Origin of the sequence: Paenibacillus sp. V4I5 (assembly GCF_030817255.1) — a bacterium.
In the GTDB taxonomy this organism is placed as follows: domain Bacteria; phylum Bacillota; class Bacilli; order Paenibacillales; family NBRC-103111; genus Paenibacillus_E.
The window spans coordinates 3642518-3668095 of sequence record NZ_JAUSZB010000002.1 but is presented as its reverse complement, the minus strand read 5'-3'; the positions used below and the strand labels follow the sequence as shown (position 1 = coordinate 3668095).

Annotated in this window: 13 protein-coding genes; 11 read left to right on the top strand and 2 right to left on the bottom strand. The window is 40.7% G+C overall.

Annotated features, from left to right (window positions below; translation table 11 throughout):
• Positions 1 to 8: 8 nt before the first annotated feature.
• Complete coding sequence (locus QFZ78_RS18500; RefSeq protein ID WP_307549764.1) at positions 9 to 767, bottom strand: hypothetical protein; 759 nt, start codon at positions 765 to 767, stop codon at positions 9 to 11.
• 426 nt (positions 768 to 1193) lie between these two features.
• Between QFZ78_RS18500 and QFZ78_RS18495 the strand changes: the two genes are divergently transcribed.
• The 4 genes from QFZ78_RS18495 (at position 1194) to QFZ78_RS18480 (ending at position 9702) form a co-directional block, all read left to right on the top strand.
• Positions 1194 to 2438: a vWA domain-containing protein gene (locus QFZ78_RS18495; protein ID WP_307549762.1), complete on the top strand. Its 1245-nt coding sequence runs from the start codon at positions 1194 to 1196 to the stop codon at positions 2436 to 2438.
• Positions 2439 to 2518: 80 nt separating this feature from the next.
• Complete coding sequence (locus QFZ78_RS18490) at positions 2519 to 3484, top strand: helix-turn-helix transcriptional regulator (protein ID WP_307549761.1); 966 nt, start codon at positions 2519 to 2521, stop codon at positions 3482 to 3484.
• A 16-nt stretch (positions 3485 to 3500) separates the two neighbouring features.
• Positions 3501 to 6407 (top strand): PD-(D/E)XK nuclease family protein, encoded by a 2907-nt coding sequence (locus QFZ78_RS18485; RefSeq protein ID WP_307549760.1) that lies wholly within the window; start codon positions 3501 to 3503, stop codon positions 6405 to 6407.
• Positions 6400 to 9702: a UvrD-helicase domain-containing protein gene (locus QFZ78_RS18480; RefSeq protein WP_307549759.1), complete on the top strand. Its 3303-nt coding sequence runs from the start codon at positions 6400 to 6402 to the stop codon at positions 9700 to 9702. Before QFZ78_RS18485 ends, QFZ78_RS18480 begins: the two co-directional genes overlap by 8 nt.
• A gap of 73 nt (positions 9703 to 9775) precedes the next feature.
• Here QFZ78_RS18480 and QFZ78_RS18475 read toward each other — a convergent pair whose 3' ends face one another.
• Positions 9776 to 10435 carry a 3'-5' exonuclease gene (locus tag QFZ78_RS18475; protein WP_307549758.1) on the bottom strand — a complete coding sequence of 220 codons (660 nt, stop codon included), beginning with the start codon at positions 10433 to 10435 and terminating at the stop codon, positions 9776 to 9778.
• Positions 10436 to 11101: 666 nt separating this feature from the next.
• Between QFZ78_RS18475 and QFZ78_RS18470 the strand changes: the two genes are divergently transcribed.
• From QFZ78_RS18470 to QFZ78_RS18440, 7 genes are all read left to right on the top strand, one after another.
• Positions 11102 to 11695, top strand: a complete 594-nt coding sequence (locus tag QFZ78_RS18470; protein ID WP_307549756.1) for a DUF1819 family protein — start codon at positions 11102 to 11104, stop codon at positions 11693 to 11695.
• Position 11696: 1 nt separating this feature from the next.
• Positions 11697 to 12263 (top strand): DUF1788 domain-containing protein, encoded by a 567-nt coding sequence (locus tag QFZ78_RS18465; protein ID WP_307549754.1) that lies wholly within the window; start codon positions 11697 to 11699, stop codon positions 12261 to 12263.
• Between the two features lie 18 nt (positions 12264 to 12281).
• A complete protein-coding gene (gene brxC, locus QFZ78_RS18460; protein WP_307549752.1) occupies positions 12282 to 15845 on the top strand; it encodes a BREX system P-loop protein BrxC in 3564 nt (1187 codons plus the stop codon).
• Between the two features lie 81 nt (positions 15846 to 15926).
• Positions 15927 to 19457: a BREX-1 system adenine-specific DNA-methyltransferase PglX gene (gene pglX, locus QFZ78_RS18455; RefSeq protein WP_307549751.1), complete on the top strand. Its 3531-nt coding sequence runs from the start codon at positions 15927 to 15929 to the stop codon at positions 19455 to 19457.
• An 84-nt stretch (positions 19458 to 19541) separates the two neighbouring features.
• Entirely contained in the window at positions 19542 to 22094 is a 2553-nt protein-coding gene (gene pglZ, locus QFZ78_RS18450; protein WP_307555776.1) for a BREX-1 system phosphatase PglZ type A, read from the top strand.
• A gap of 18 nt (positions 22095 to 22112) precedes the next feature.
• The gene (gene brxL, locus QFZ78_RS18445) at positions 22113 to 24167 is read left to right on the top strand and encodes a protease Lon-related BREX system protein BrxL (protein ID WP_307549750.1); all 2055 of its coding nucleotides are present in this window, start codon (positions 22113 to 22115) and stop codon (positions 24165 to 24167) included.
• Positions 24168 to 24333: 166 nt separating this feature from the next.
• Positions 24334 to 25572: a hypothetical protein gene (locus tag QFZ78_RS18440; protein WP_307549748.1), complete on the top strand. Its 1239-nt coding sequence runs from the start codon at positions 24334 to 24336 to the stop codon at positions 25570 to 25572.
• Positions 25573 to 25578: the final 6 nt, after the last annotated feature.

Sequence of the window (25578 nt, the reverse complement as noted above, 5' to 3'; positions counted from 1 at the left end):
CACCCCAATTAATCGCTGTTGTAATCCTTCCACCGTTTGGTAGCATCACTATGTATGAAGCGTCCGGTTCTATCAAAACTTGAATTGACTGAATGCTGTCTGACCGGTGATTTCCTGGTAACTGCTTTAGTATCCCTTTCGATCATCTTCGATTTGGGTAATTTTATCTGTGGCTTGGCCGGTTTAGGTTGATTCGAACCTGTTATTGATATTGTTGTTTTGACTGGGATTATATAAGTTTTATATTTGTTTTTGATCGTTGTGTATGAATCTTTCGTCAGAAACCATTTGGAGCATGCAGAACAAAAAAATGCCCGCGTTCTTTCTTCCAATTCCCTTTGACCATCATAGTTTTTTATCATAAATATAATTTTTTTCTTTAAAAGCCCCCTATTGCAGGTTATGCATTCAGCACCTTTAGAAAGAATGCCCTGAATCTCATGTACCACAATCCGGTTATCATTTGGGATTTTCGGGGCAAGTATAGCAGCAGGGGATGGGGGCTTAATAACCTTAGCAGGGGCAGCAGGCTCAAGAGCAATCCATAGTTTCCCGTGCTGGTCTGTCGTTATCCTGAAAGCTTCCAAAAGATAACCCCGAGAACACCTTTCGCAAAACAACACATCCGTCAAAAGGTTTGTGGTAATTTTGCTGTTATCTATATTTCGGTAAGTGGCATCTAGTTTGTAGGCTTTTAAAGGAAAAGAGCAGTCGGTACATGATGAGATTATATTTTTGATAAAATGAATTTTCTGTATTTTCATCATAATCCTTCTCCCTCAGGTATTCTTAGCTATGACTTGTGTCCTAATCTATTTCGACTAATTCTTTTTTCTTCCTGCACTATTTATCAGGTTACTACCTTAAAATGGTAATGGGAACGTAAGGTCTGATAAATCGAAAGTAATTCCAATTCCATTTTGATGTATCATTCTTTAAGCGCGAGGGATTGCGGCGGTGATACATATCACAATTAATGGCGTTGGTTTAAAGAACTTATGGCCTTCTTCAAGGATATTAACGAGCTACAATTACTAAAAGGTAAAATGAATACAGGGTACTATCGTAACAAGGAGACGTGTGACTTTTTCGGTCCACGTCTTTTGTAATGCGAACGAATATTCTCTGACATCATGTTGACCAAAGCATATGCTACATTCTTATCAGAAACTAGACGAGAGAGGATGTTGCACGTGAGTTCACCAATTCAAATGACCCATGCATGGAATAACGAGTTTTGGCCAATGGGAGGAGCAGAAAAAGCATTCTTGGTCCTCGAGTTAAAAGGGAATGCTGGCTCTCGCTCTGACCGAGCGCCAATGAATATATCGCTTGTGATGGATCGCAGCGGTTCTATGTCTGGGGCACCTCTTGCGTATAGTAAGAAGGCTTGCCAGTTCGTAACCGATCAAATGGGACCAGAGGATCAACTGAGTATGGTTGCTTTTGATAATGAGGTAACTACTGTGTTTGCACCACAGAATCTGACTCACAAGGATGTTATGAAACAAAAGATAGAGATTATTCAAGATGGTGGAAGTACCAATTTGAGCGGGGGAATGCTGCAGGGGATTCAGTATGTGGTGCAGGGAAAAGTAGACGGTAGTGTTAACAGGGTTCTATTATTGTCCGACGGACATGCGAATGAAGGCATCATAGATAAGGCGAAGCTGCAGTCTATTGCGAAGGAATTCCATAGCATGGGAATCGGCGTAACAACAATGGGGGTTGGAGATGGTTTCGATGAAGAACTTATGGAAGGCATTGCGGACCATGGCGGCGGAAACTTCTATTTTATTGAGAAGCCAGAAGACATACCAGATATATTCTCCAAAGAGCTGGATGGTCTATTATCTGTTGTAGCCCAAAATGTACAGTTGACGATACAACCTTCAGAAACAACAAGCATTATCCGTATCTATGGTTATAAAGTTGAAGATGACAATACTGGACTGAGGCTGTCTATGGGGGATATTTTCGACCAAGAGGTTAAGTCTATCTTGCTAGAAATCTTGTTCTTCCCTCATACCGCTGGTAAACAAGAAGTTCTTAATATCCAATGGGACTACGTAGATGTGACGAAAGGCGCAAAGTTGTGCACGATCCAATACAAGATCGAAGCCAATTTTACGAACGATCTTAATTTGATCATGAATTCGTCTAACCCTCATGTTGAAAAACAGGTTAAAATCACGGAATCGGCCGTGGCTATTGAACATGCGATAATCGCTTTCGACCAAGGTGATGAGGAAATGGGAAAAATGCTTCTACAACAACAAGCGGATGAGATGTTGGTAGCTGCTGTTAAATCGGAAGATGCAGAGCTCCGTGAGGAAGCACAATTGCTATACAGTCAGTTAGAAAATTTCACTTTTTCAAACAAAACAAGAAAGACACTACACGAGCAGAAGTACAGGCAGATGAAAAGAAAAAAATAGGCAGGACTCTCCTAACCATAGGTCGAATTTACTATATCTAGTAGGTTGGAACTGAAGCATCATAGGGGAGAGAAATCAACGTGAAAGAGCGCTTAATTCGACTAATGCGAATGATTAATTTGATACAATCCAAACCGGGCATTTTGGCAAGGGAGTTAGCAGATCGCTGCGAAACAACGGAAAGGACCATATATCGCGATCTTGAAGCGCTTCATGCGATGAATATCCCAATTTCGAATTACGGACATGGCAAAGGCTATGCATTTATCAGTAATTTCTCCATGTATCCATTAGATTGGACAGAGCAGGAAGCATTGTCATTCTCGATGTTACCATCTGTACTGGAACAAATGAAGTCATTACTGCCGGAAGGCTTTGACTCTGCCTTAGAAAAGGTCATGGGCGTTCATAAGAAAGAGAAATCGAAGCGAGCCGATATTTTGCAGCATGTGACGGATGTTATTCAAATGGGTACACCCGCTTATCGCGAGGAGGATGGGAGTGCTTCTTTCCTTTACGATATTATTCAAGCCAGGTTATCACAGCAAACGATAAGAACAGTATATTACACACAGAGTCGCAACGAAGAGTCTCAAAGAGACATTGATCCTTATTATTTAGTTCCTCGAGACCACCGTTTTTATTTAATTGGTTATTGTCATTCTGCAGGCGATATTCGTACATTTCGGATCAGTCGGTTTCGGGATGTGAAGCTGCTTAGTGATACCTTCGATAAAGGTGATTTTAATTTGAAAACCTATATGAAGAACACATGGTCCATTGAGCGAGGTGCAGACCAAATTCGTTTTAAAGTAAAATTCCATGCCAATATCGCTCGGTATGTGAAGGAAGAAGAACTTTTTGTGAAACCGAAATTGACACCTCAGAAGGATGGAAGTTTACTTTTTGAAGTGACGGTGAATCACGAACGTGAATTTATGAATTGGTTAAGTCAATATGGTCCGGAAGCAGAGATACTAGAGCCTAAGGCGTATCGGGATGTCATGAAGCACAAATTAGATCGATGGAGAAGTCTATACGAGTAAAAAGGAGCGGAATGGCATGGTATCAGCTTTTATTCGTAACTTACATGAGAGCTTTCAGACATTTCCTTTAACTAAAAAAGTGCTTATTGCACCTCGGTTCGCTGATGGACAGATGTGGCTGCATCAAGTATGTCGAACCTATGGACACGTTTTGAATGTTGAGGTACAAACGATAGAAAGTCTGGCTATGAAACAGGCTGCGTTTAAGCTTTTTCAGGAAAAGAAAACAGTTATACGCCCCCAGCAATCATTCTGGATCATTCAGCAGATCATGATGGAACTGGCCAAAGGTGGAGATTCCTATCTATCCGAGGCAATGATCACACCAGGTATGGTTTCTTGTTTTCATCGATCTTTAGAAGACTTACGGCAAGCCTTTGTCCATGCCAAAGACTTAGAACTGTCTCAGTTTATTGACCATCGAAAGGGAGGATATTTACGGGAAGTTCTTCTGCGATACGAGAAGGTACTGCACGCGCATAATTTCGTGGATCTATTGCTGCTATCCCAACTAGTATATGTTGAACTGGATGGTACGATGTTTATCATGCCTGAGAATAGTTTACTTACCAAAGTACAGCAAACGATCCTTCAGACGATAACTGGAGAGCGCTTAGTGAAGCCGATGTTTGGCTTGCCGTTTACAGCAACCGAATCTGATTTTCCTGCTGACAAGGCTCAATTGTTCCATGCAACGGGTACATTGGCTGAGGTTCGCGAAGTAATGAGAAGGGTATTACTCAATGAGAATCCACTTGATCAGGTGGAAGTCATTGCATCGAACTATGTGGCATACGCAAGTGCGATTCATACTCTGAGCGCTGAGTTGGATATATCTTGTACGTATGGGGGCGGGTTGCCGCTTCAATACGCTAGAATGGGACGCACCTTACTGAAGCTGCTTCATTGGCTCGAAAATGAATTTCCCATTGCTGATTTCATTGCTTTGCTGCGTGATGGAGGATTATCGTTTCGGAATGTGGATGAAAGCATTCGATCATCGGAGTGGATCCGTTCATTAGAGAATCTCCATATTGGTTGGGGCAAAGAACGGTATGTAGATTTACTCGAATCGATTGAAGAGGGGGTACCTCCAGAAGAGAAGCCTCTGCTAGTCAATCTTAGAAAAGTATTTCAGGGTATATTCGCAAAATGGCCGAGCGACGATGCGTGGAGTCCTACTTTTATCATGACATGGTTACAGCAGATCATTACAAAGTACGGAGCGATTCAGAACGAAGACGATGCGCTAATTGTCAAAGAAATGGATGAGCTGGTGGCCTCATTAACTTCTGTGAATGCGATTTCATCATCAGGCATGAAAAAAGAAGTTGCTCTGCAATATGTCGCGCAGCTTCTATCAGGAATTCGCGTGAAAGTTGCTTCAACTCCCTCCCCTGGTGCTATTCACATTTCTTCCCTGCCGGGTGGTGGCTTAACGGGAAGGCCATTTACCTATCTGGTCGGCATGGATGAGCATAACTGGTCTGTATCGCCTCGTCAGGATCCGATTCTGCTGGATGAAGAAAGGCAAAGCATTAGTGCTAATCTTACACTGACATCAGAGCGCGGCAGAAACTTGAAAATAGATCAACATAGAAGGTTAGGGAGCATTACAGGGAATTTGACGTTAAGCTATTCCTCTTATCAATTAGCAGAAGGAAAGCAAGCTAGTCCTGCTTTTGAACTTCTGCAGATATTCCGAAACAAGCATCAATTGTCGAATGCAGATTACAGTGTTATGGGAGATGCGCTAGGCATGCCTGTCAGTTATTTATCCCATAAGGCGGTTCATGAGGAGGATTTACTCCCGGTGGATAGATCCGATCTATGGATGGTCGCGTTGAAGGATGAGCAAGGTCGCTTGCGTGACGGACGAGTTAAGTTGAGTGTGGAATACCCTCATATGAAAAAGGGAAGTCAAGCTGTATTGAATCGCATTTCAAACACGATTACTGCGCATGATGGGTTTATACAATCAGACACGTTAGTCGCTGAATTAGGGCAGCGCGCTTTTAGTGCAAGTCAGCTGGAACGCTATGCCGAATGTCCAATGAGGTTCTACTTCGGTTATGTATTAGGGATATGGTCAAAAGATGAATCTGTCTATAACCGAAAGCGTTGGTTAGAACCCATGGATCGCGGGAACTTATTACATCTTATTTTCTATGAATATCTTAAACAAATTACGGCAGGTGGCTCATTGCCAGCGAATCATGACAGAAGCATTATGCAGTCCATAACAGAAGAGCAATTGGTTGCATACATGCGGTTGGTTCCCGCACCGAGTCAGCATATCCTGCAAAAAGAATCTGACGAGATCCGTCAAGATGTGGAATGGTTCTATCACGAAGAATTGACAAAGTCTTCAAGGCCTGTCTATTTTGAGCAAGAGCTTACGATTGATGGTGAACCTATGCAGTTAAAGCTGACAGACGGTTCCATTCTTACAATAAAAGGATTTATTGACCGTATAGATCAAATTGAACCGCATTGTTACCGAATCATCGACTATAAGACGGGGGGGCCGGGGAAATATCGGGACAATGCGTATTTTGCAGGTGGAACACAGCTTCAACATGCGCTATATGCGCTAGCGGCGGAGCAGTGGTTGAAGAATACAGGCAGAGATAGGGATGCTCAAGTTACGGAGTCAGCTTACTATTTCCCGACAGCGAGAGGTGTCGGTCGGGAAGTAGTGCGGTTGCAAGATAAGCGTGAGTTGCTGACTGGAGTTGTGAGAAGTCTGCTGACCTCTATGGAACAGGGTGTGTACATACCGACAGAGGATGCGAAGCGTTGCCGATATTGTGATTATGCGACTGTTTGTTTAAATCATGCTTCCTTTATGGGGGATAAAAAGGGAGATCCAGACAATGCGGTGAAGCTGAAAGTGCTCTTGGAGGTGGAATTCGTTGACTAGACCAAACGATTGGGTAGCTAGAAATCGTATAGAAGATGATCTACAGACCAACTTATTAGTTGAAGCAGGAGCGGGTTCTGGCAAAACCACGAGTCTCGTAGGTAGAATGATCTCTCTGATTCGAACAGGGAACGCACAGGTTAAGAGCATTGTAGCGATTACTTTTACGAATAAAGCGGCAGATGAACTTCGGGAGCGTTTCAGGTTAGCTTTGGAAAAGTCGCTGAGTAACGCACTAGATCCGGGGGAAAAGCAACGTTATGCTGCAGCGATGGAGGGGCTCGATCAAATTTTCATAGGTACGATCCATGCTTTTTGTGGCATGCTGCTGCGTGAACGCCCGGTTGAGGCGGGATTGGACCCTGCCTTCAAGGAGTTAGATGAGCAAGCGAGTGAGGAATTCCAAAATCGCTGTTGGGATGATTATTTGCTGCAGCTTGAAGAGATTGGACGGGTAAACGAGTTGGAGGAGCTTCAGGGGTATGGCATCAATGTGAACACACTGAAAGCTGTGTATGATCGTGTTTCTCTGTTTAGTGATGTGCAAATCGAAGTTCCTGAAGTGCCGCGTCCTGATTTCGACTTGATTCGATTATCTTTGCCACGGTTGATAGCAGAGGCATGGCCTTATTTGCCGACATATGAGCCTGAGAGAGGTTGGGATACGCTGCAAAGGGTTCTACGCTTAATTAAACAAAAGGAGCGTAACTGGAGCTGGGAGAACGATTTTCATGTGTTGTCCATGGCGATGGAGTTCGATAAGAAGTTGGAGGTAACGCAAAATCGCTGGACGGAGAAGGCAAAGGCGAAGGAAATACGGGATCGATTCCAAGACTGGCAGATAACCGTTCTTGTTCCCTTCATTAGAGCTTGGCGAGAGTATTTGTATCCGAAGTTCATTCATTTTGTCATGCCAGCCGTTGCCTATACGCAGCAGAAAAGAACGGAGTCAGGAGTTGTCAGCTTTCAGGATTTACTCGAGAAGGCAACAACTATGCTGCGGGAATCCTCCGCTGTTCGGGGCTATTTTGCTGACAGGTTCCAGCGGTTGTTGGTTGACGAATTCCAAGATACCGATCCGATTCAAGCGGAGATGATGTTTCTTTTGACTGGAACGGGAGAGCACGAAGGGGAAAAAGATTGGCGTAAGCTGCAACCGCGTTCGGGTTCCTTATTCATCGTTGGTGATCCGAAACAATCGATTTATCGTTTCCGTCGTGCAGATATTTCCATTTATAATGAAGTTAAGCGCAGAATCACAGAGACTGGCGATGTGCTGCAGCTTCATGCTAATTTCAGATCTGTGCAGGCGATTGGTGACTACGTGAACTATCAGTTTGATTCGAAATTTCCGAAGGTAGCAAGTGAGGAGCAGGCTGCTTTCGTACAGATGCAGACGCAGTCTCCGAATCCTTACGCGAAGAAAAAGGCCACGTATGGCATCCACACCTTGACGTATCCGAAAATTCCAGGGGGCAAGGCGGCCGTTGCAAACGAAGATGCCAGACAAGTATCGGCTTATATCGCATGGGCTTGTGGCAAGAATGGGCTGAACATCCAGGAGCGAGATACGAATGGAGAATATCAGGTGCGAAGAGCCGTGCCGAATGATTTTCTAATTTTGCTTAAAACAAGAGAATTCATCAGTCTGTATGCGGAAGCACTGGATCGCTGCGGAATTCCAGCAGATACGGCTGGCAGCGCGGCTATTTATCCGGAAATGTTAAGTTTGGCGCAGTTAGTTGTCAGTTTAGCAGATCCTTCGAATAAAATTGCACTTCTATCCGTGCTGAGAGGCGAGTTGTTCGGAATCAGTGATCAGGAGCTGTATGACTATAAAAAGGCGGGCCATTCCTACCACTATCTAGCTATACCCGATGATGGCGTAGAAATACCGGAAGCAACGCCTGTATATGTTGTGCTGGAGAAACTGCGCATCTACTATGCTTGGACACGTAAGCTGCCTGCAGTTACCGCGCTAACTCGTATCATGGAGGATATGGGTTTGCTCGTCCATGCCTCACAGAAAGAAGCAGGATCGACACGCGCGGGGACGCTGATCAAGCTATTACAGCAGTTACAGGATGAAATCAACAGCGCGGCGGGTTGGGGGGCATTGACCGACACACTCGCGGAATGGTGCCAGGGTAGAGGTGTAGAAACTTCCAGCTTATACGCGGGACGGAACCAGTCCGTGCGTATTATGAATCTACATAAGGCTAAAGGGCTAGAAGCACCTGTTGTCTTCCTCGCTTGCCCTTGCGGCGAATCGGATCACGATGCAACAGAATATATCGACCGGACCGTTGATCCAGCAGTTGGCTATTTTACCATCTCGCAGCAAAAGTCTGAGTTTGTGAAAGAAACCTTGGCCTGGCCCGCAGGTTGGGAGGCGATGAACCTCAGAGAGCGAGAGTTTATGAACGCTGAAAAAAATCGTTTGTTATATGTGGCGGCTACACGCGCGAAGCAAATGCTAGTCATAAGTCAGTATCCGGAGCAGCCAGCCAAAAGTCCTTGGAGCCCACTCTTACTGGGGATGCAGATAGTTCCGGAGCTTGAGGTGCCTGCCTTTGAGGCAGAGGAACGTGCGGAGTATAGAGGGCAGCTAGATGTGACTGCGTTCATGGCAGAACGCACTCAGAAAGTGGTGCAGCTGGGACAGTCTACTTATGCGCGAACATCTGTCACTGGTCTTACCAAGAGTTCGGGGGGAATACCAGAATGGTCTTCAGAGGGCCGCGGCATGGCTTATGGAAGCCTTGTGCATATGGGCATTGAAGCGGTTGGGAAAGGCAAGGAAGGTGAGCAGCTTACGGCCTATGTGGAAATGCTGGCAGATCAGCTCGAGGTGAAGGATGATTTCGTAGCAGAAGCCGTTTTTGCCGTGGTTGCTTTCACAAACAGTGAGCTCTGGCAGCGAGCGCTTCGAGCGAAAACACGTCTGCATGAAGTCAGGCTTTTATTTATGAAGAGTTCCGAGGAGGTAGCTGGTGATGCCGTGTCCGCCCCTGAAGTGGCGGTTTCAATTGAAGAAGGGACATCAGCAGACACTGTGCGTGCTGTCTATGTCGAGGGCGTTATCGACTTCTTGTTTGAAGAAGAGGACGGTTGGGTGATCGTTGATTTTAAGACGGACCACTTCGAGGATGGTAAAGAAGAAGCGTTTGTTCGCTTCTATCGGCCGCAGGTGATGACCTATGCGCGGGAGTGGCAGCAGACTTTTGGGTATAGGGTGAAGGAAGCGGGGCTTTATTTTGTTGGGCTTGAGAAGTATGTAGATTTGAATAAATAATAAAATGATGAAGTGAACTTCGATACCTTAAAAACCAAGGACTGCATTCAGACGGCAGTCCTTGGTTTTATTTTCATATAGCCATACCCAGCAATTCAGCTAGTTGGCAAAACGGCTTACTCATCTCATCACCGGTTGAATAAACAACCGATGTAGAATAACGCAGCTCATTAGCAGCATTATTCTCCTCAAGTGATAGTTGAGGGAATATCATTTTAAAAAGCTTTGCAGTATTAAATGCATCATCTAATGCGTTATGTTGACTGCCGAGGAATTCAATCTCTGTAGCAGTTAGTGCCTTTTTGAGTCCATATCGCTGACCGTGGTCACCACCTTGCAATCGAGTGAACATGAGTTGTATATCGTTATAATTTTGTATCCATTCTAATTCAACCTTATGTAATGCACAGTGCCTTACCAATTGTTGCTTGTCATCCGGTCCCCATGCACACATGTAATAGGGGGAGTCTCCTAGCCAACACTTGAAATTCGATACAACCTCTTTGAAAGTAGGTGCGCTGTTCACCTGTTCTTGAGTGATCCCCGTAAAATCTGTAGTTTGGTTAGTGATCGTTTTGTAATTATTCGGACGGACATATGTGTGAAAAAGATCAATCATGGAAAGATGACCGCCTTCATCAATTAACTTAATAGCACCAATTTCTAAAATATCAGCCATGTACTGATTTTTCCGCAGAACAGTAAATTCCATATCGAAAATGATGTAACTCATGAAAACTTCACCCTTTCGTCTGCTAATAATTATAGAGTAGCATAGGAGTCTGACACTTTATTGTCATGGAACGTATGTTTCTGTTTTGAAAGAAAATGTAATGTTTTAGTAACCGTAGGGGATGGAAGGAAAAATAGGTCCTTTTGTCGAATTTATCATACCTTGGACCTAAATGGATTTAGCTGGAGGATATCAATGAAAGTAATCCCCTTATCACAAAATCTACAAGAGAAAATACTACAAGGCGGGCACCTTTGGAGCACTTAAGGCTTAAGGCTTAATTTGTAGGCAATATGCGAACAACAAGGGTTGAAGCCAAATAAATTAGAGTTTTGTGAAAAAGGAAACCGTATGTATTTGTTGGGTAATGGCTTGCTTTTTAAGTTATTCCTGCTCATTTATAACAAACTAGATGAGAAAGTAGTTAAACAAATCAGTTATGGCATATTTAATAAACGCAAAAAATAGTCAGAACAAGCGTTTCCTGACATGTTGGTGTCTTTAAGTTATGGTACGCTTCTTTTGCAGTGCAGAATTATTAATTGCAGATGAAGAGCATTTAACTTTGACTTACAAAAAAATGCCTCCTATTATGCTACAATTAGGATTATAAGTGATTGTTTGTTATTTAAATTGACAATCCTTTACCTAAGGGGGTTATTTCAGATGCAACAAGAATATTCTGCAACTCTAACCGGTGCAGCATTTATGTTATATGAATTAAAACAAGTATTAAAAATTAAATGGGCTGGTTTCAATGATGAAGAGATTAGAGAAAAAGTTTTAAATGATAATTTATTTCAGTACCAAATTAAGTCGAGTTTACAACGAGGTTTACCTTCTATATTGCGTAGAGTTAATGTTCTCGATGATACTTTAGGAAGCACGTTATTAGAGCAATCACTCGAATCCGCTAAAATTATTAACCTTTATGCGATTATGAAAACGGACAGACTATTTTTTGAGTTCATGAATGAAGTTATTCGTGAGAAACTCGAATCGAATAATTCTTTTTTGGAGAAGAAGGATATTAATCTATATTTTGCTTCAAAAGCGGAACAAGACCAAGGTGTAGCAGGATGGACAGAACAAACCGTAACGAAGCTAAAAAATGTCATCAAACGGATTTTACTTGAGTCAGGCATATTGAAGGACAAGAAAACAGGTGAGCTAAGTCGAATCCTGATGGATGACCATTTAAAGCAATATTTGATTCAAATCGGAGACATTGCTTACGTACGGGCAATGGGTGAGGTATAGTATGGCGAATTTGAATAGTAGACTCGATAAGATCATACCTAAGATCAAGGAAGATAAGTTTATTGAGGGCAGAGGTCTGGGAAACGAAATCAGCTTCTATGTGTTCGATTATGAGCCTGAGAATGAACTGGTGGTGCGGGACTACATCCCGCATATTTTTAAGGAATTCAGTCATGAGGGTTCAGGTCGTCGGCTCATTGAATTTGATTTGTACAAAATGCTCATCGAAATTGCTAAAGAGAAACGCATCTTTGATCGTATACCTCAGATGGAGGAGAAGCAGGGAAAAGATGCCTTGTTTAAAGCCATGGCTAACTTTGCGAAGCCTGAAATATTTCTTCAGAAGATCAAAGAGAAACTGGGAGATCATAATGTCGTATTAATTACAGGAGTAGGCAAAGTATATCCTTTTGTGCGTTCCCATAACATCTTGAACAATCTTCAAGAAGTATTGGATAAAACACCTGTCATTATGTTCTTTCCAGGTAAGTACGATGGATTATCATTACGCTTATTTGATCGTTTCAAGGATGACAACTATTATAGAGCATTTCGTTTAGTGGATTAACTCTGAGGGGGAAAACTTGTGCTAATCAAAGACATGTTTATAAAAGATATTGAACGTAGCATTAAAGGCGTAATCAAGGTCGCTCAGACCGATGAGGATAACATTTATCAGGAGCTTGATGAATATGTCGTGACAAGAGAATTGAATAAGCACTTATCTAAATTTTACGAGAACTACCAGCAGGGTATTGATGGGAAAACCGATAAAATGGGCGTTTGGATCTCAGGCTTTTTTGGATCAGGTAAATCTCACTTTTTGAAGATCCTTGCCTATTTGCTTGAAAACAAGAAAGCGAAGGATAAACGAGCTGTTGATTTCTTCGCTGGCAAAATTCAAGATCCAATAGTTCTCGCCAACATGAAGAGAACATCCAACGTAGATACCGAAGTTATCCTATTTAATATTGATTCGAAAAGCTCTTTGGACAACAAGTCTAAAGAAGATGCCATCCTTCGAGTATTCACCAAAGTCTTCTACGAGCACCAGGGCTTCTATGGCGACATACCTGGTGTTGCTGAGATGGAGAAGTATCTGACTAAAGAAGGCGTGTATGAGGACTTTAAACGTGAGTTTAGAGCGGCGGCAGGAGAAGACTGGGTTGACCGCAGAAACACGTTCTATTTTGATGCCGATTATGTTATTGGAGCTTTGACGAAAGTTACATCGATGTCCGAGGAAACGGCAAGAAACTGGTTCGAAAACGGTGTTAATAACTTTGAAATCAGTATTGAGAAGTTCTCGAAAGATGTAAAGGAGTACATCGCTCAAAAAGGTAATAACTTTCATCTCATATTTTTGGTCGATGAGATTGGGCAATACATAGGTGACAGCCGTCAATTAATGCTTAACCTGCAAACGCTAGCCGAAGATCTCGGGACACATTGTTCAGGAAAAGTATGGATTATGGTCACTTCGCAGGAAAGTATCGATAGTATTGTGAAAGTAAAAGGCGATGACTTTTCTCGAATCCAAGGAAGATTCGACACGAGATTATCCCTATCTTCCATATCGGTTGATGAGGTTATTAAGAAGCGGATCCTTGAAAAGAAAGAACATGTTACCGATAAATTGAAACTCCTCCACCATGAGAAGAGTGCAACGCTCAAAAACCTGATGAGTTTTAAGGATAGCACTGCGGATCTAAGAGGGTATGAGAACGATCTGGAGTTTGCGGACGTGTATCCGTTTCTTCCTTATCAATTCAAACTCTTACAAAACGTGTTTGAACAAGTTCGTAAACACGGTAGTTCTGGTAAGCACTTATCAGAAGGCGAGCGTTCCATGCTTTCTGCATTCAAAGAAGCTGGATTGCGTTACAAGGATACGGAAGAAGGTACATTAATTCCTTTTTATGCATTCTACGATACAATTAAAGAGTTCTTAACCCCTTCCATTGCAAGGGTAATTGAGGGTGCATATGAGAATCCAGCATTACGTGATGATGAATTCAATTTGGAATTGCTTAAAGTGCTATTCATGATCAAGTACATCAAAGAGCTTCCAGCGAATGTAGACAATATTGCTACGCTTATGGTCACACAGATCGATGAAGATAAATTGGCGTTGAAGGAAAAAATCAAGGTTTCACTTCGGAAGCTGATTTCACAAACGCTGATTCAGAAGAACGGTGAATTCTACCTTTTCTTGACGGATGACGAGCAGGATATTAACCGTGAGATCAAGGCTATGAAGATTGAAGAGGATGTCATTAAGCGTGAGCTTGCTAACTACATCTATCAAGACCTGTATGATGATAAGAGATACCGTTATTCTGGACAATACCAATTCCCATACAATCAAAAAATGGATGAGAAGAACATAGGTAATCAAACATCGAGTATCGGAATCAATATTCTCTCGCCGCTGTCTGATCACTACACTAAATCTGACCAAGAGTTAATGCTCATGTCTTCAGGTACAGGGGAGATGTTACTAAAACTTGGTGCGAATGAGGCTTATGTAGATGAGATGGAAGAGGTTCTCAAGATTGAGGAGTATCGAAAGAAGAAAAATCCGACCCAACAACCAGAGAACATACAAAACATCTTGAATAATAAGCAAGCTGAGGCAAGGGATCGTAAACGTCGAGTACGGGATATGCTGGAAGAAGCCATTAAAGGTGGCACATTCTTTATCAACGGGAATAAGGCGGAAATTAAAGGTGCGACAGTTAAAGAAAGAATCAATGCGGGATTCCTTTCATTGGTTGAGAATGTGTATACGAAACTTGGTTATGTGAAGACCTTCCTGGAATCGGAAAATGATTTAAGAGCCATTTTAAGAAGAAGCACCGAGCAATTGACCATTGATGGAATTTCGAAAATTGCAAACGAGTTGGCTGTAAAGGAAGTCATGGATTTCATTACCTTGCAGGATAGCATTCAAAAGCAAGTACGAGTAAAAATGTTATTGGATCGCTACAAGGATAAGCCCTATGGCTGGAAAGACCTCGACATATCAGGTTTGATTGCGGAGTTAATGAAGGAACAACGAATTCGACTGCGGATTAACTCTGAACATTTGGAACCTGAAGATGGTAATACCGTTAATGCATTGACCAAGGCAAGTGAGGTCGAAAAAGCTATTGTTGTAAAACGGGTTATCGTTGACGAATCCTTATTGAAAGTCGCCAAAAACATATGTAAGCAAGTATTCAATAAAACAGATGTAGCAGACGACGAGGATGGTCTGATTAAGGATGTTCGTCATCTTATCGATCAGCAAGTGGTCGAGATTAAAGCTCTCAAAAACCGCTACGAAGGCAGGAAATATCCAGGTGGCAGTCTATTGGATAAAGGTCTTGAATATTTCGGGGAATTTACGAAGGGATTAGATAACGTCTCGTTCTTTACGAAACTTCGTGATCTGGAGGATAACCTGTTAGATTGGGAAGAAGATGTTACGTATGTAAAGAGCTTCTTCGCATCTCAAAAAGACATCTTTGATAAAGGGCTACGTGCAATTGAGAAGTTCAAAGAGAACGATGTTTATTTATCGGGCAATGAAGTTAAAAATTCTGCTGAAAAGCTACAAGAGATTTTAACAGAAGTACAGCCGTATCGAAGAATCAAAGACATTCCTGAGCTTGTGAATAAAATTGATGAGCAAATTCAGGGTGTACTCGAAGAGAAGAAGATAGTGGCAAAGAGTGTTATTCAATTGGATCTTGATCATCTTACATTACGTGCTAATGAGGATGGTGTTTCCGAGGAGACAAAACAGCGTACTAAAGTCCATTACCTGAACTTATTTAGTAACATGAATGACCTTAACGATATATTTAAGGTGGATGCAACAATAAATCAAAGCACAACTTTTAGAGAAAAGCAAGAAATCATTATTAATCGTGAGATACATGAGTTTGAGAATAAACCTGTGGATCCGCCAGTTATAGTAGGCGGGAGAGACAACCCAACAGTAATAGTAAAGCCCGTTCCTCAGAGAGAACAAGTTAGGGTGAAAAACTTACTTGCCACTAAAACTTTGCGTACAGAAGAAGAAGTAGATATGTTGATGAACACGTTGTCGGCAAAATTGAAGCAGATTATAAAGAGTAACAAACAAATCGAGTTTATTGATTAAACAAAAGTGCCGTGGCTCTTTGGCTACGGCACTCTGTCTATTGTATGAACAAATTCCAGTATGGGTTGGTGAACAGCACGCATGAATAAGACAGCGTTGAAAAACTTTGCGACGAATGCCCGTAAACAGATAATTGAGAAGGTTAAAGCGAAGGCTTTTAGAATAGGGATTACTGAAGAGAGCATTAAGAAAGCTCAATTTGAAAGCTCGGATGCAATCTATATTGATGGTAAACAGCTTTCTGCAACGGAGAGGAATCAACGAGAGAAGCTTATCTCCCGAATTAAAGAGATAGGGTATAAGCAGGTTGTAGAGGAAGTAGCCTATACTTGGTTTAATCGTTTTACTGCACTGCGCTACATGGAGGTAAATAACTATCTCCCTACAAAGGTAAGGGTACTTTCCTCCAGCAACTCCGACAGCTCTGAGCCTGATATTATCAAAGAGGCTTTGACGATTGATTTGGATATTGATAAAGAACTGGTTTATGAACTGAAGTTAAACAATAAAACAGAAGAACTACTCAAGTATTTAGTCATCAAGCAGTGTAACGACTTGAATAAAGCTCTTCCCTTTATGTTTGAGACTATTGATGATTATAAAGAAATTCTTTTTCCTGAAGGACTACTGGCAAAGGAATCCTTTCTTCGTGAAATGATCGATGTGGCCATTATTCCAGAATCCGACTGGGAACAAGTTGAGATCATCGGTTGGCTTTATCAATATTATATTTCCGACGAAAAGGATAGGGTTTTTAAAGATAAGGCGAAGTTCAAAGCTGAAGAAATCCCCTATGCAACACAACTCTTTACACCTGATTGGATTGTCCGTTATATGGTTCAAAATTCTCTTGGACGTTATTGGATTGAGGCACATTCTGAACATAAGAGTTTAACAAAAAATTGGGAATTGTATCTTGAAGACCAAAATCGAGAATCTAATTTTGAGGAGAAACTCGCTCCATACATCAACAAAGAATTAAATGTTGAAGACATTAAATGTTTCGATCCTGCAATGGGAAGTGGACACATTCTTGTTTATATGTTTGATGTGCTATTCGAGATTTATAGTAAATGTGGTTATATGGAGCGTGAAATACCAAAGCTTATTATTGAAAACAACTTGTATGGACTCGATATAGATGATCGAGCGTATCAACTGGCATGTTTTTCGGTTGTTATGAAGGCAATGGAATATAACAAGCGTTTCTTTAGAAGTATTGAAAAAGAAGGATTAAAGCTCAATTTAGCTTCAATTCAAGAATCAAATAAGTTAACTGACGAACATATTGCCTATATTGCTGGAAACAGTGTAGGAACGGATTTTGAAACAATTAAAGGATTCTGTGAGCAATTTAAAGAAGCCAAGACTATTGGTTCTCTGATAAAGGTGGAAACGTTTCCGCAAGTTTTTTTAGAGAAGAAATTAGAAGTCATCAAGGAACAGGCAGTTGATGACTTGTTTAAAATAGATACAAGAGAGAAATCAATTAGTCTCTTATTACAACTAATTAGACAAGCAAAAATCATGCATAATCAATATGATGTTCTTGTTACGAACCCTCCATATATGGGATCTAAAAATATGAACTCAGTATTGAATAATTTTTTAGGCAAGTATTACCCTGATTCGAAAGGAGATCTCTTTGCATCTTTTATGGAGATTGACCATTATTTAAAATCATACAGTTATTATGGATGTATTAATCAACATTCATGGATGTTTTTATCAAGTTATGAGAATCTTAGGCTGAAGATAATTAGTAATAAATTGATAGACTCGATGTTACATTTAGGATCAAGAACATTTGAGGAAATAGGAGGAGAGGTGGTTCAATCTTCAGCATTTATAATAAGAAATGAATTCGTTCCGAATCGAAAAGGTATTTATATACGACTTATCGATGAAAATACAGCAAAAGAAAAGAAAGATAAAACATTGGATGCTGTCCAGAACCCAAATGTTTTATATCGTTACATGTTTGATCAAAAACGTTTTGTGGATATTCCTGGGGGGCCGATTGCGTATTGGGTGAGTGAAGAATTGGTTGAGAATTTCAATAAAGGAGAGCCTATTAGTGAGATTGCAAGTCCAAGAATAGGACTTCAAACAAGTGATAATAATCGATTTACTCGGTTCTGGTATGAAGTATGTATTGACAAATTGTTATTTGATGCAGAAAATATTACCTCTGCAAAGGAGTCAAATAAAAAATGGTTTCCATTTAGTAAAGGTGGCGAGTACAGAAAATGGTATGGGAATAATGATTTTGTTGTAAATTGGGAGAATGATGGAGAAGAGATTAAATCGTATGCGGCAAGTCTATATAAAAACTATACTCGAACTGTTAAGAACATTAAATATTATTTTAAGAATGCAATAACGTGGTCAAAAATATCCACTGGAGATATAGCATTTAGATATAAACCAAATGGACACATATTCGCCGATGCAGGACCCAGTATTTTCTCCGATGACTATTTGGATTATTTGCATGGATTTTGTAATAGTATTGTTGCTTTAAAAATTGCGAATACATTGTCGCCAACTCTTAATTATGAAGTTGGTCATATAGCCAGTTTTCCGATATTAAGATCTACAATAAAAAAAGAGTTAATAGAATCAATAGTTAAGATGAATATTGATATTTCAAAAATAGACTGGAATTTTTCTGAAATATCATGGGATTTTGATCGTCATCCGTTTCTTACCTTTTCTTCACCAACCATAAAAACAGCATTTAATAAATTTGAATGCTTTACTAATTCACAATTTGAGAAACTTCGGAGAAATGAAGAAGAACTTAACAGCATCTTTATTGAAATTTATGGACTACAGAATGAAATTTCACCAATAGTTAACGACAATAACGTTACGATTCGAAAAGCAAATTTAATTTATGATATCAAATCTTTTATTTCCTATGCATTAGGTTGTTCTTTGGGTCGTTATTCTTTAGATGAAAATGGTCTAATCAATGCTGGCGGAGAATTTTCTCCTACAAGATACAAAATGTTTCCTGCGGTGGAGGATAATATTATTCCAATTCTGTCCGATGTTTATTTTGAGGATGATATTGTCACAGGATTCGTCGAATTTATTAAGATAACTTTTGGTCAAGAAACAATGAGGGAAAATTTGGAGTTTATAGCTGGGGCTATTGGTCGTAAAGATAATGAAACAGCTATTGATACAATACGCCGTTATTTCATGAATGATTTTTATAAGGACCATTTGCAGATCTATAAAAAACGTCCTATTTACTGGTTGTTCACATCAGGCAAACAAAAAGCATTTAACTGCTTAATTTACATGCACCGTTACGATAAATCCACTTTGTCAAGAATCAGAACGGATTACCTGCATGAACTCCAGATTCGGATGGATGCAGAGAAGAAAACTCTGCTTGATGTTATTAATGGAGATGGAATTGCTAAGGAAATAGCCAATGCAAAAAAAGAGTTGAAGTCACTTGATCTGAAGATTGAAGAGCTGCGTGCATACGATGAAAAGCTCCATCACATGGCAGATATGCAGATTGAGATTGATCTGGATGATGGTGTCGCTGTGAACTATGCCAAATTCGAAGGGTTGCTCGCTCCAATCAAATAAATTGGGTACAATGGGGATATGCCAGTTAATGTTGGTGTATCCCTGTTTTTAGCCAGATTGTAAAGGTGTTGATAAATCGTGAATATGGATGAAGTTACAAAAGCACTACAAGAAGCCTTTTTGCAACCACTCAATGAAGGTGAGCAACGGAAGGTAATCTTCTGGTTCGATAAGGACCAGGAATTTGCTGATTACATACATGAGATTTCTATTGAGAAAGTCAAAGTACATAAATTGACAGAGGTCAACAGCTTTTTTACCAAGTATCTTCTCGAAGAAGAGGATCAAGCCTCTCACTACTTAATCTATTCTAATTCGGGAATGCGCATGGAAGACAACTGGCTGTTAGATACGATTCTGTACTCAAAGACGTTCTATGCGGATAAATTATCTCTTATCATGAATGAGCTGAATATTGATCCATCTCTCCGAAGTTCGGTGAAGAAGTACGAGAAGTTTTTTGGGAGTAAAGACAGGGTTAGGAAGTTTAAAGGGTTTGAGGTTTTGAATTTCACTCAAGAAACTCTCGAACTCGTCATGATGAGTACGTTGTGCAATCTCAAAATGCCTGATTTCGAGGATGTCCTGAAAGTCGTTATTATGGATACACTTGATGACAGCCAGAACAAATACTTGGATCAGATTGCAAAGTACATTGGGATAGAAGTGTTTTGGAATGCAATTGCCGATCGGTATGCCTTTAATCAAACCTCCAAGTCGCTCAAGACATTGTTCATCCATTTGACTGTTAATGCACTGAGTCATACGGTTAATGAAGAACGTCTTTCACTGGTCAAGAACTACATTGCTACTCGAAACAAGTCTAATTCTTTGGTGTTTATCGATCATTGGATGCATCATAAAACAGATTATCCTATCTATGATCAATATGCTGAAATCGCCGAAAGAGAAATTAAATTATCGGATATTGTGAACCCACTCCCTGTTGAAGAGTTCAAGGAGTCAGATACGTTCCCCTATTTCGATAAAGCCATCATTATCTATATCGCAAACAGTCTGGAAGAGCGGCTGGAGGATTATGAAACATATACGAAGTTGATTAACCTGCGTAGAGCAAAGCATTACTATGAGCGGTATCAATCTATATATGAAGCCCTCTACTACACCGTTAAGATGTTTGAATTCCATAAAAAATACAGCATGGGCATTCCTAAGACACAAGCGGTGGATATGTACCGAGCATATGTAAATGACTATCACCAAATCGACATGTTCTATCGAAAGTTCTATGTCGCATATGACAATGACTCCAATAGTGAAATATTGAAAAAGCTCAAAGTGATGGTCGAAAACCTGTATACCAATTGGTATATGAGCGAATTAAGTTCGAACTGGTCTGCCGCTGTGCAAGATGAGATGAAATCAGGCTGGGTACTCCCAGGTATCCAAAGTCAGAAGGACTTTTATAGAAGTTTTGTTGCCTCAAAAATCAATAATGGTGATCGGGTATTCGTAATCATTTCTGATGCACTACGTTATGAGATAGCGGCGGAGTTAACGGACAAGCTTAACTCGGAAACGAGAGGAGCCTGTGATATTCAGCCATTATTAGGGGTCGTTCCTTCCGTTACGAAAATGGGGATGGCTTCACTTTTACCGCATAAAGAGTTGGAAATTGACCTAAGCGGTAAAGTGTGGGTTAACGGTAAATCCTCAAGCGGGATGGACAATCGAATCAATATATTGCAAGCCGTAGTACCCGATAGCACGGCGGTTCATTTTCAAGATTTGAAAAATATGAATAAGGCTGGTCGCAGAGAAGCCTTCAAAGGTAAGAAGCTGGTTTACATCTACCATGACAGCATCGATGCCACAGGTGACAAAGCATCAACAGAGATCTATACGTTCACAGCGGCGGAAAGAGCAATCGATGAATTATACGACATCGTAAAGATCATTAGAGATGATCTGAGCGGTACGAATATCTTTATTACTGCTGACCACGGCTTCGTTTATCAGCGTGATGCATTAGAAGAGAGCGACAAGATTGAAAAAGAGGGCATTCAAGTCTTAGAGATCAAGCGTAGACACCTTCTTTCACAGGAAAAAGGAGAGCGTATCGGACTTCTAAATATAAACATGGACAGCCTGATCAAGAATGAACATCGCATCACGACATATGTTCCGAAGGCAACGATTCGCTTCAAAATACAGGGAGCTGGGGCTAACTTCGTGCATGGTGGAGCCAGCCTTCAGGAGATTGTCGTTCCGCTCATTCAATTTAAGAATATCCGAAGTGGGCAAAAGAACAGCCGTGAGATCGAGAAAGTCGATATAAAGCTAACGAATACTACCAGGAAAATTACGAACAGCCTGTTCCACCTTAACTTCTTTCAAACGGAAAAGGTGGAGGATAAGCGGGTTCCACGGACAGTGAAGATCTATATGGTAGATGATGCAGAAAACGTAATTAGCAATGAGGAAATGCTGATCTGTGACCGTACCTCAGAAAAACCCGATGAGCGTACATTTAAGCTTCGCTTTGCGTTAAAATCGATTCCGTATGACAAGAATAGTAACTATTATCTCGTTTCGAAAGATGTTGAAACGAATATCGTTGTCGAGAAAACACCATTCAATATAAATTTGGGGATCGTAAGTGATTTTGATTTTTAGGGGAGGGGAGGAAGCCGAATGGAGCAAATAAGTGAAGATCAGACACTCGATTTAGATCGCAAGCTGAACGATGTATTTTCCGGCAGGGTCGTTCGGAAAGATCTAACGAAATTGATGAAAGAAGGAGCCAATGTCCCTGTATACGTTCTTGAATACCTGCTGGGGATGTACGCAGCGACAGATGATGAGGATAACATCCGAGAAGGAATCGAGCGTGTTAAGAAGATCCTCTCAGAGAACTTTGTAAGACCTGATGAAGCGGAAAAGGTCAAATCGAGAATTCGGGAGCTGGGTCAGTATTCGGTAATCGATAAGATCACGGTGACACTTAATGAGAAAATTGATACATATGTAGCGGAATTTTCAAATTTGGGACTAAAGGGTGTTCCTATCTCGCCGAGCTATGTCAAAGAGTTCGACAAACTCCTTGCTGGCGGGATCTGGTGCATGCTCAAGATGGAGTATTTCTTCGATGAAGAAGTGAAGAACAGTAATCCATTTAGTATCAGTAGCTTGAAGCCGATTCAAATGCCGAATATGGATCTGAACGAGGTGTTTGAGGGCAGGAAGAGTTTCACGAAAGAGGAATGGATTGATGTACTCATACGCTCGACAGGTATGGAGCCGACACAGCTAAAGGATCGGGTAAAGTGGCATCTTTTGCTGAGACTTGTACCGCTTGTTGAAAATAACTATAACATGTGTGAACTTGGTCCAAGAGGCACGGGTAAGTCGCATGTTTACAAGGAGATCTCACCAAACTCGATCTTAGTCTCAGGTGGCCAATCTACTGTAGCCAATCTCTTTTATAATATGTCTTCGAAGAAAGTCGGGCTTGTGGGATTATGGGACACAGTGGCTTTCGACGAGGTGGCTGGCATAACGTTCAAGGATAAAGATGGAATTCAGATCATGAAGGACTATATGGCTTCAGGGTCGTTTGCAAGAGGGAGAGAAGAGAAGGCCGCATCTGCTTCTATGGTTTTCGTTGGTAATATCAATCAGAGCCTCGATTCGCTCATAAAGACTTCGCATCTGTTTGCGCCGTTTCCAGAAGCAATGGCTAATGATTCTGCATTCTTTGATCGGATGCACTATTATCTGCCTGGCTGGGAAGTACCGAAGATGCGTCCTGACTTCTTTACGGATAAGTACGGCTTCATCGTTGATTACATGGCTGAATACTTTAGGGAAATGCGGAAACGTTCGTTTGCGGATGCCCTTGATAAATATTTTAAGCTTGGTAACAACCTGAACCAGCGTGATGTTATTGCTGTCCGAAAAACCGTTTCTGGATTCATCAAGCTCCTTTACCCGAATGGAGAGTTTACACGGGAAGACGTAGAAGAGATCCTGAAATACGCCCTAGAAGGTAGAAGAAGGGTAAAGGAACAGCTTAAAAAGATTGGCGGCATGGAGTTTTACGATGTTCATTTCTCCTATATTGACAGGGAGACGTTAAGTGAAGAGTATGTATCCGTGCCAGAGCAAGGTGGCGGCAAGCTAATTCCTGAAGGTCTGGGGAAGCCAGGTCATGTGTATACGGTTGGTCATGGCGATTCGGGAATGATCGGGGTTTTCAAGCTGGAAAACCAGGTCGTTTCAGGGACAGGAAAGTTTGAGAAGTCGGGTGTTGGAACTAATCGAGGTGCAAAAGAGAGCTTGGATACAGCATTTCGATACTTTACATCAAATAGCAAAAGTATCAGTGGCTCAATAAGCACCAAGACGAAGGACTATCTCATGCATATTAGCGATTTGCAAGGGATAGGTTTGACGGACGAACTCGCTATCGCTGAGCTGATTGGATTATGTTCAGGGGCATTGGAAAGACCTGTTCAAGAGAGTATGGTTGTGCTTGGAAACATGACGGTTGGTGGTACAATTGCAAAGGTTGAAGAGTTTGCTAATACCCTTCAAGTTTGTGTTGACGCTGGAGCTAAGAAAGTTTTGATACCGGCTGCATCTGTTGTGGATTTTCAGACAGTTCCGCCAGATTTGCTGATAAAGGTACAGCCCGTATTCTATTCTGATCCAACTGATGCCGTATATAAGGCATTGGGAGTTAGCTGAAGAAAGAGTGATTTTTGACGACTATCTGTTGATGGTCGTCTTTATTTTGCACAATTACATAGTTCTAAAGAAATATTTAACATGCTTCCAAATTATGACAACATATTTAACTAAATAAATTTAAAGTAACGATATGTAAGAATTGCGGTAGTTGGGAGGAATAAATGTGCATACAACCTTTGGTAGCCTAAATTCAAACATGATGGGTTCACTTATTCAAAATGCAAAGAAAAGGATTGTTTATTTGGCTCCAAGCATATCAAAAGATTTAGCAGAAGCAATTGTTGCAAGAAAGTCTAATGTTGCAGTAATTGAAGTAATAATCGATTCTGATCCTGAGGTTTTTCGATTGGGCTATGGTGAGATTGAAGGTATTGAAACGCTCGTAAAAGGTGGTATGACTATAAGAAAAACATCACCATTGCGGATAGGGATATTGATTGTTGACTATCAAGCTTGGATATTTTCCTCTACTGCGTTGATAATTGAAGAAGCACCAAAGGAAAATACGCTAAACTCAATAGCTGTTAATCCTTCTCAGGTTCAAGCATTAATAAATTCAGTCCTATCAGAGAATAAAAGAGACGACTTTATTCAACTTTCTATACTCGAAGATGAACCAGAAATATCTCAGGAAAAATTTACAACACAGGATTTATTCAAAACTAAGAAAGACCTAAATAATCGTCCAGCGAAGCAATTTGATAAAGAACGGGAAGTGCGTGTGTATAGTAGTTATTTTCAATTTGTAGAACTAAAAGTGAGCGGAATTCAAATAAACCGAAGAACTGTAAAAATACCAACAAAGTTAATTAATGCTCAAAATAATAAAGCCATTGAAGATAAATTGAGAACGACTTATCGTTTGATTGATCAGGATAGTAAACTTCCAAGTGGAAAAATTGAAGATAGAATCAAAGAATTAAGGAAAAAATACATAAAGTCATTGGGAGACGGACAAGGGACAATAATATTGATGAATTTGAAACAGGAGTTTCAAGAGGAAGTTGATAAATTGAAGAAAGAGATAGAAAAGCTTATGAAAGAATCAAAGAACAAGTTAGGCAAATATCTTGAGAAAACTAAAAAAGATTTAATTGAATTGTTATTACCAACAGTAATTAGTAGCCCTCCAGAGGATCTGCGAACGGGAATTACAACTAGAAAGCCTACTAAGGAGCAAGCGAAAAAGTATTTGGATGATGAGCTTGATTATGTAATCCCAAACGTAGAGGAATTCTTAGAGGAAATGGATATTCAATGTGACTTTAAGGATGTAACTTATGAGATGTTAAACAATACAGATTTTCAAAATAAACTAAAAGCACTGTACCCTTATGTTGACTGGCCAAAACCTTATAGTGAGATCAATACAATTCAGGAGAAAGTATTTTCAAGAAAATAAAAAGAA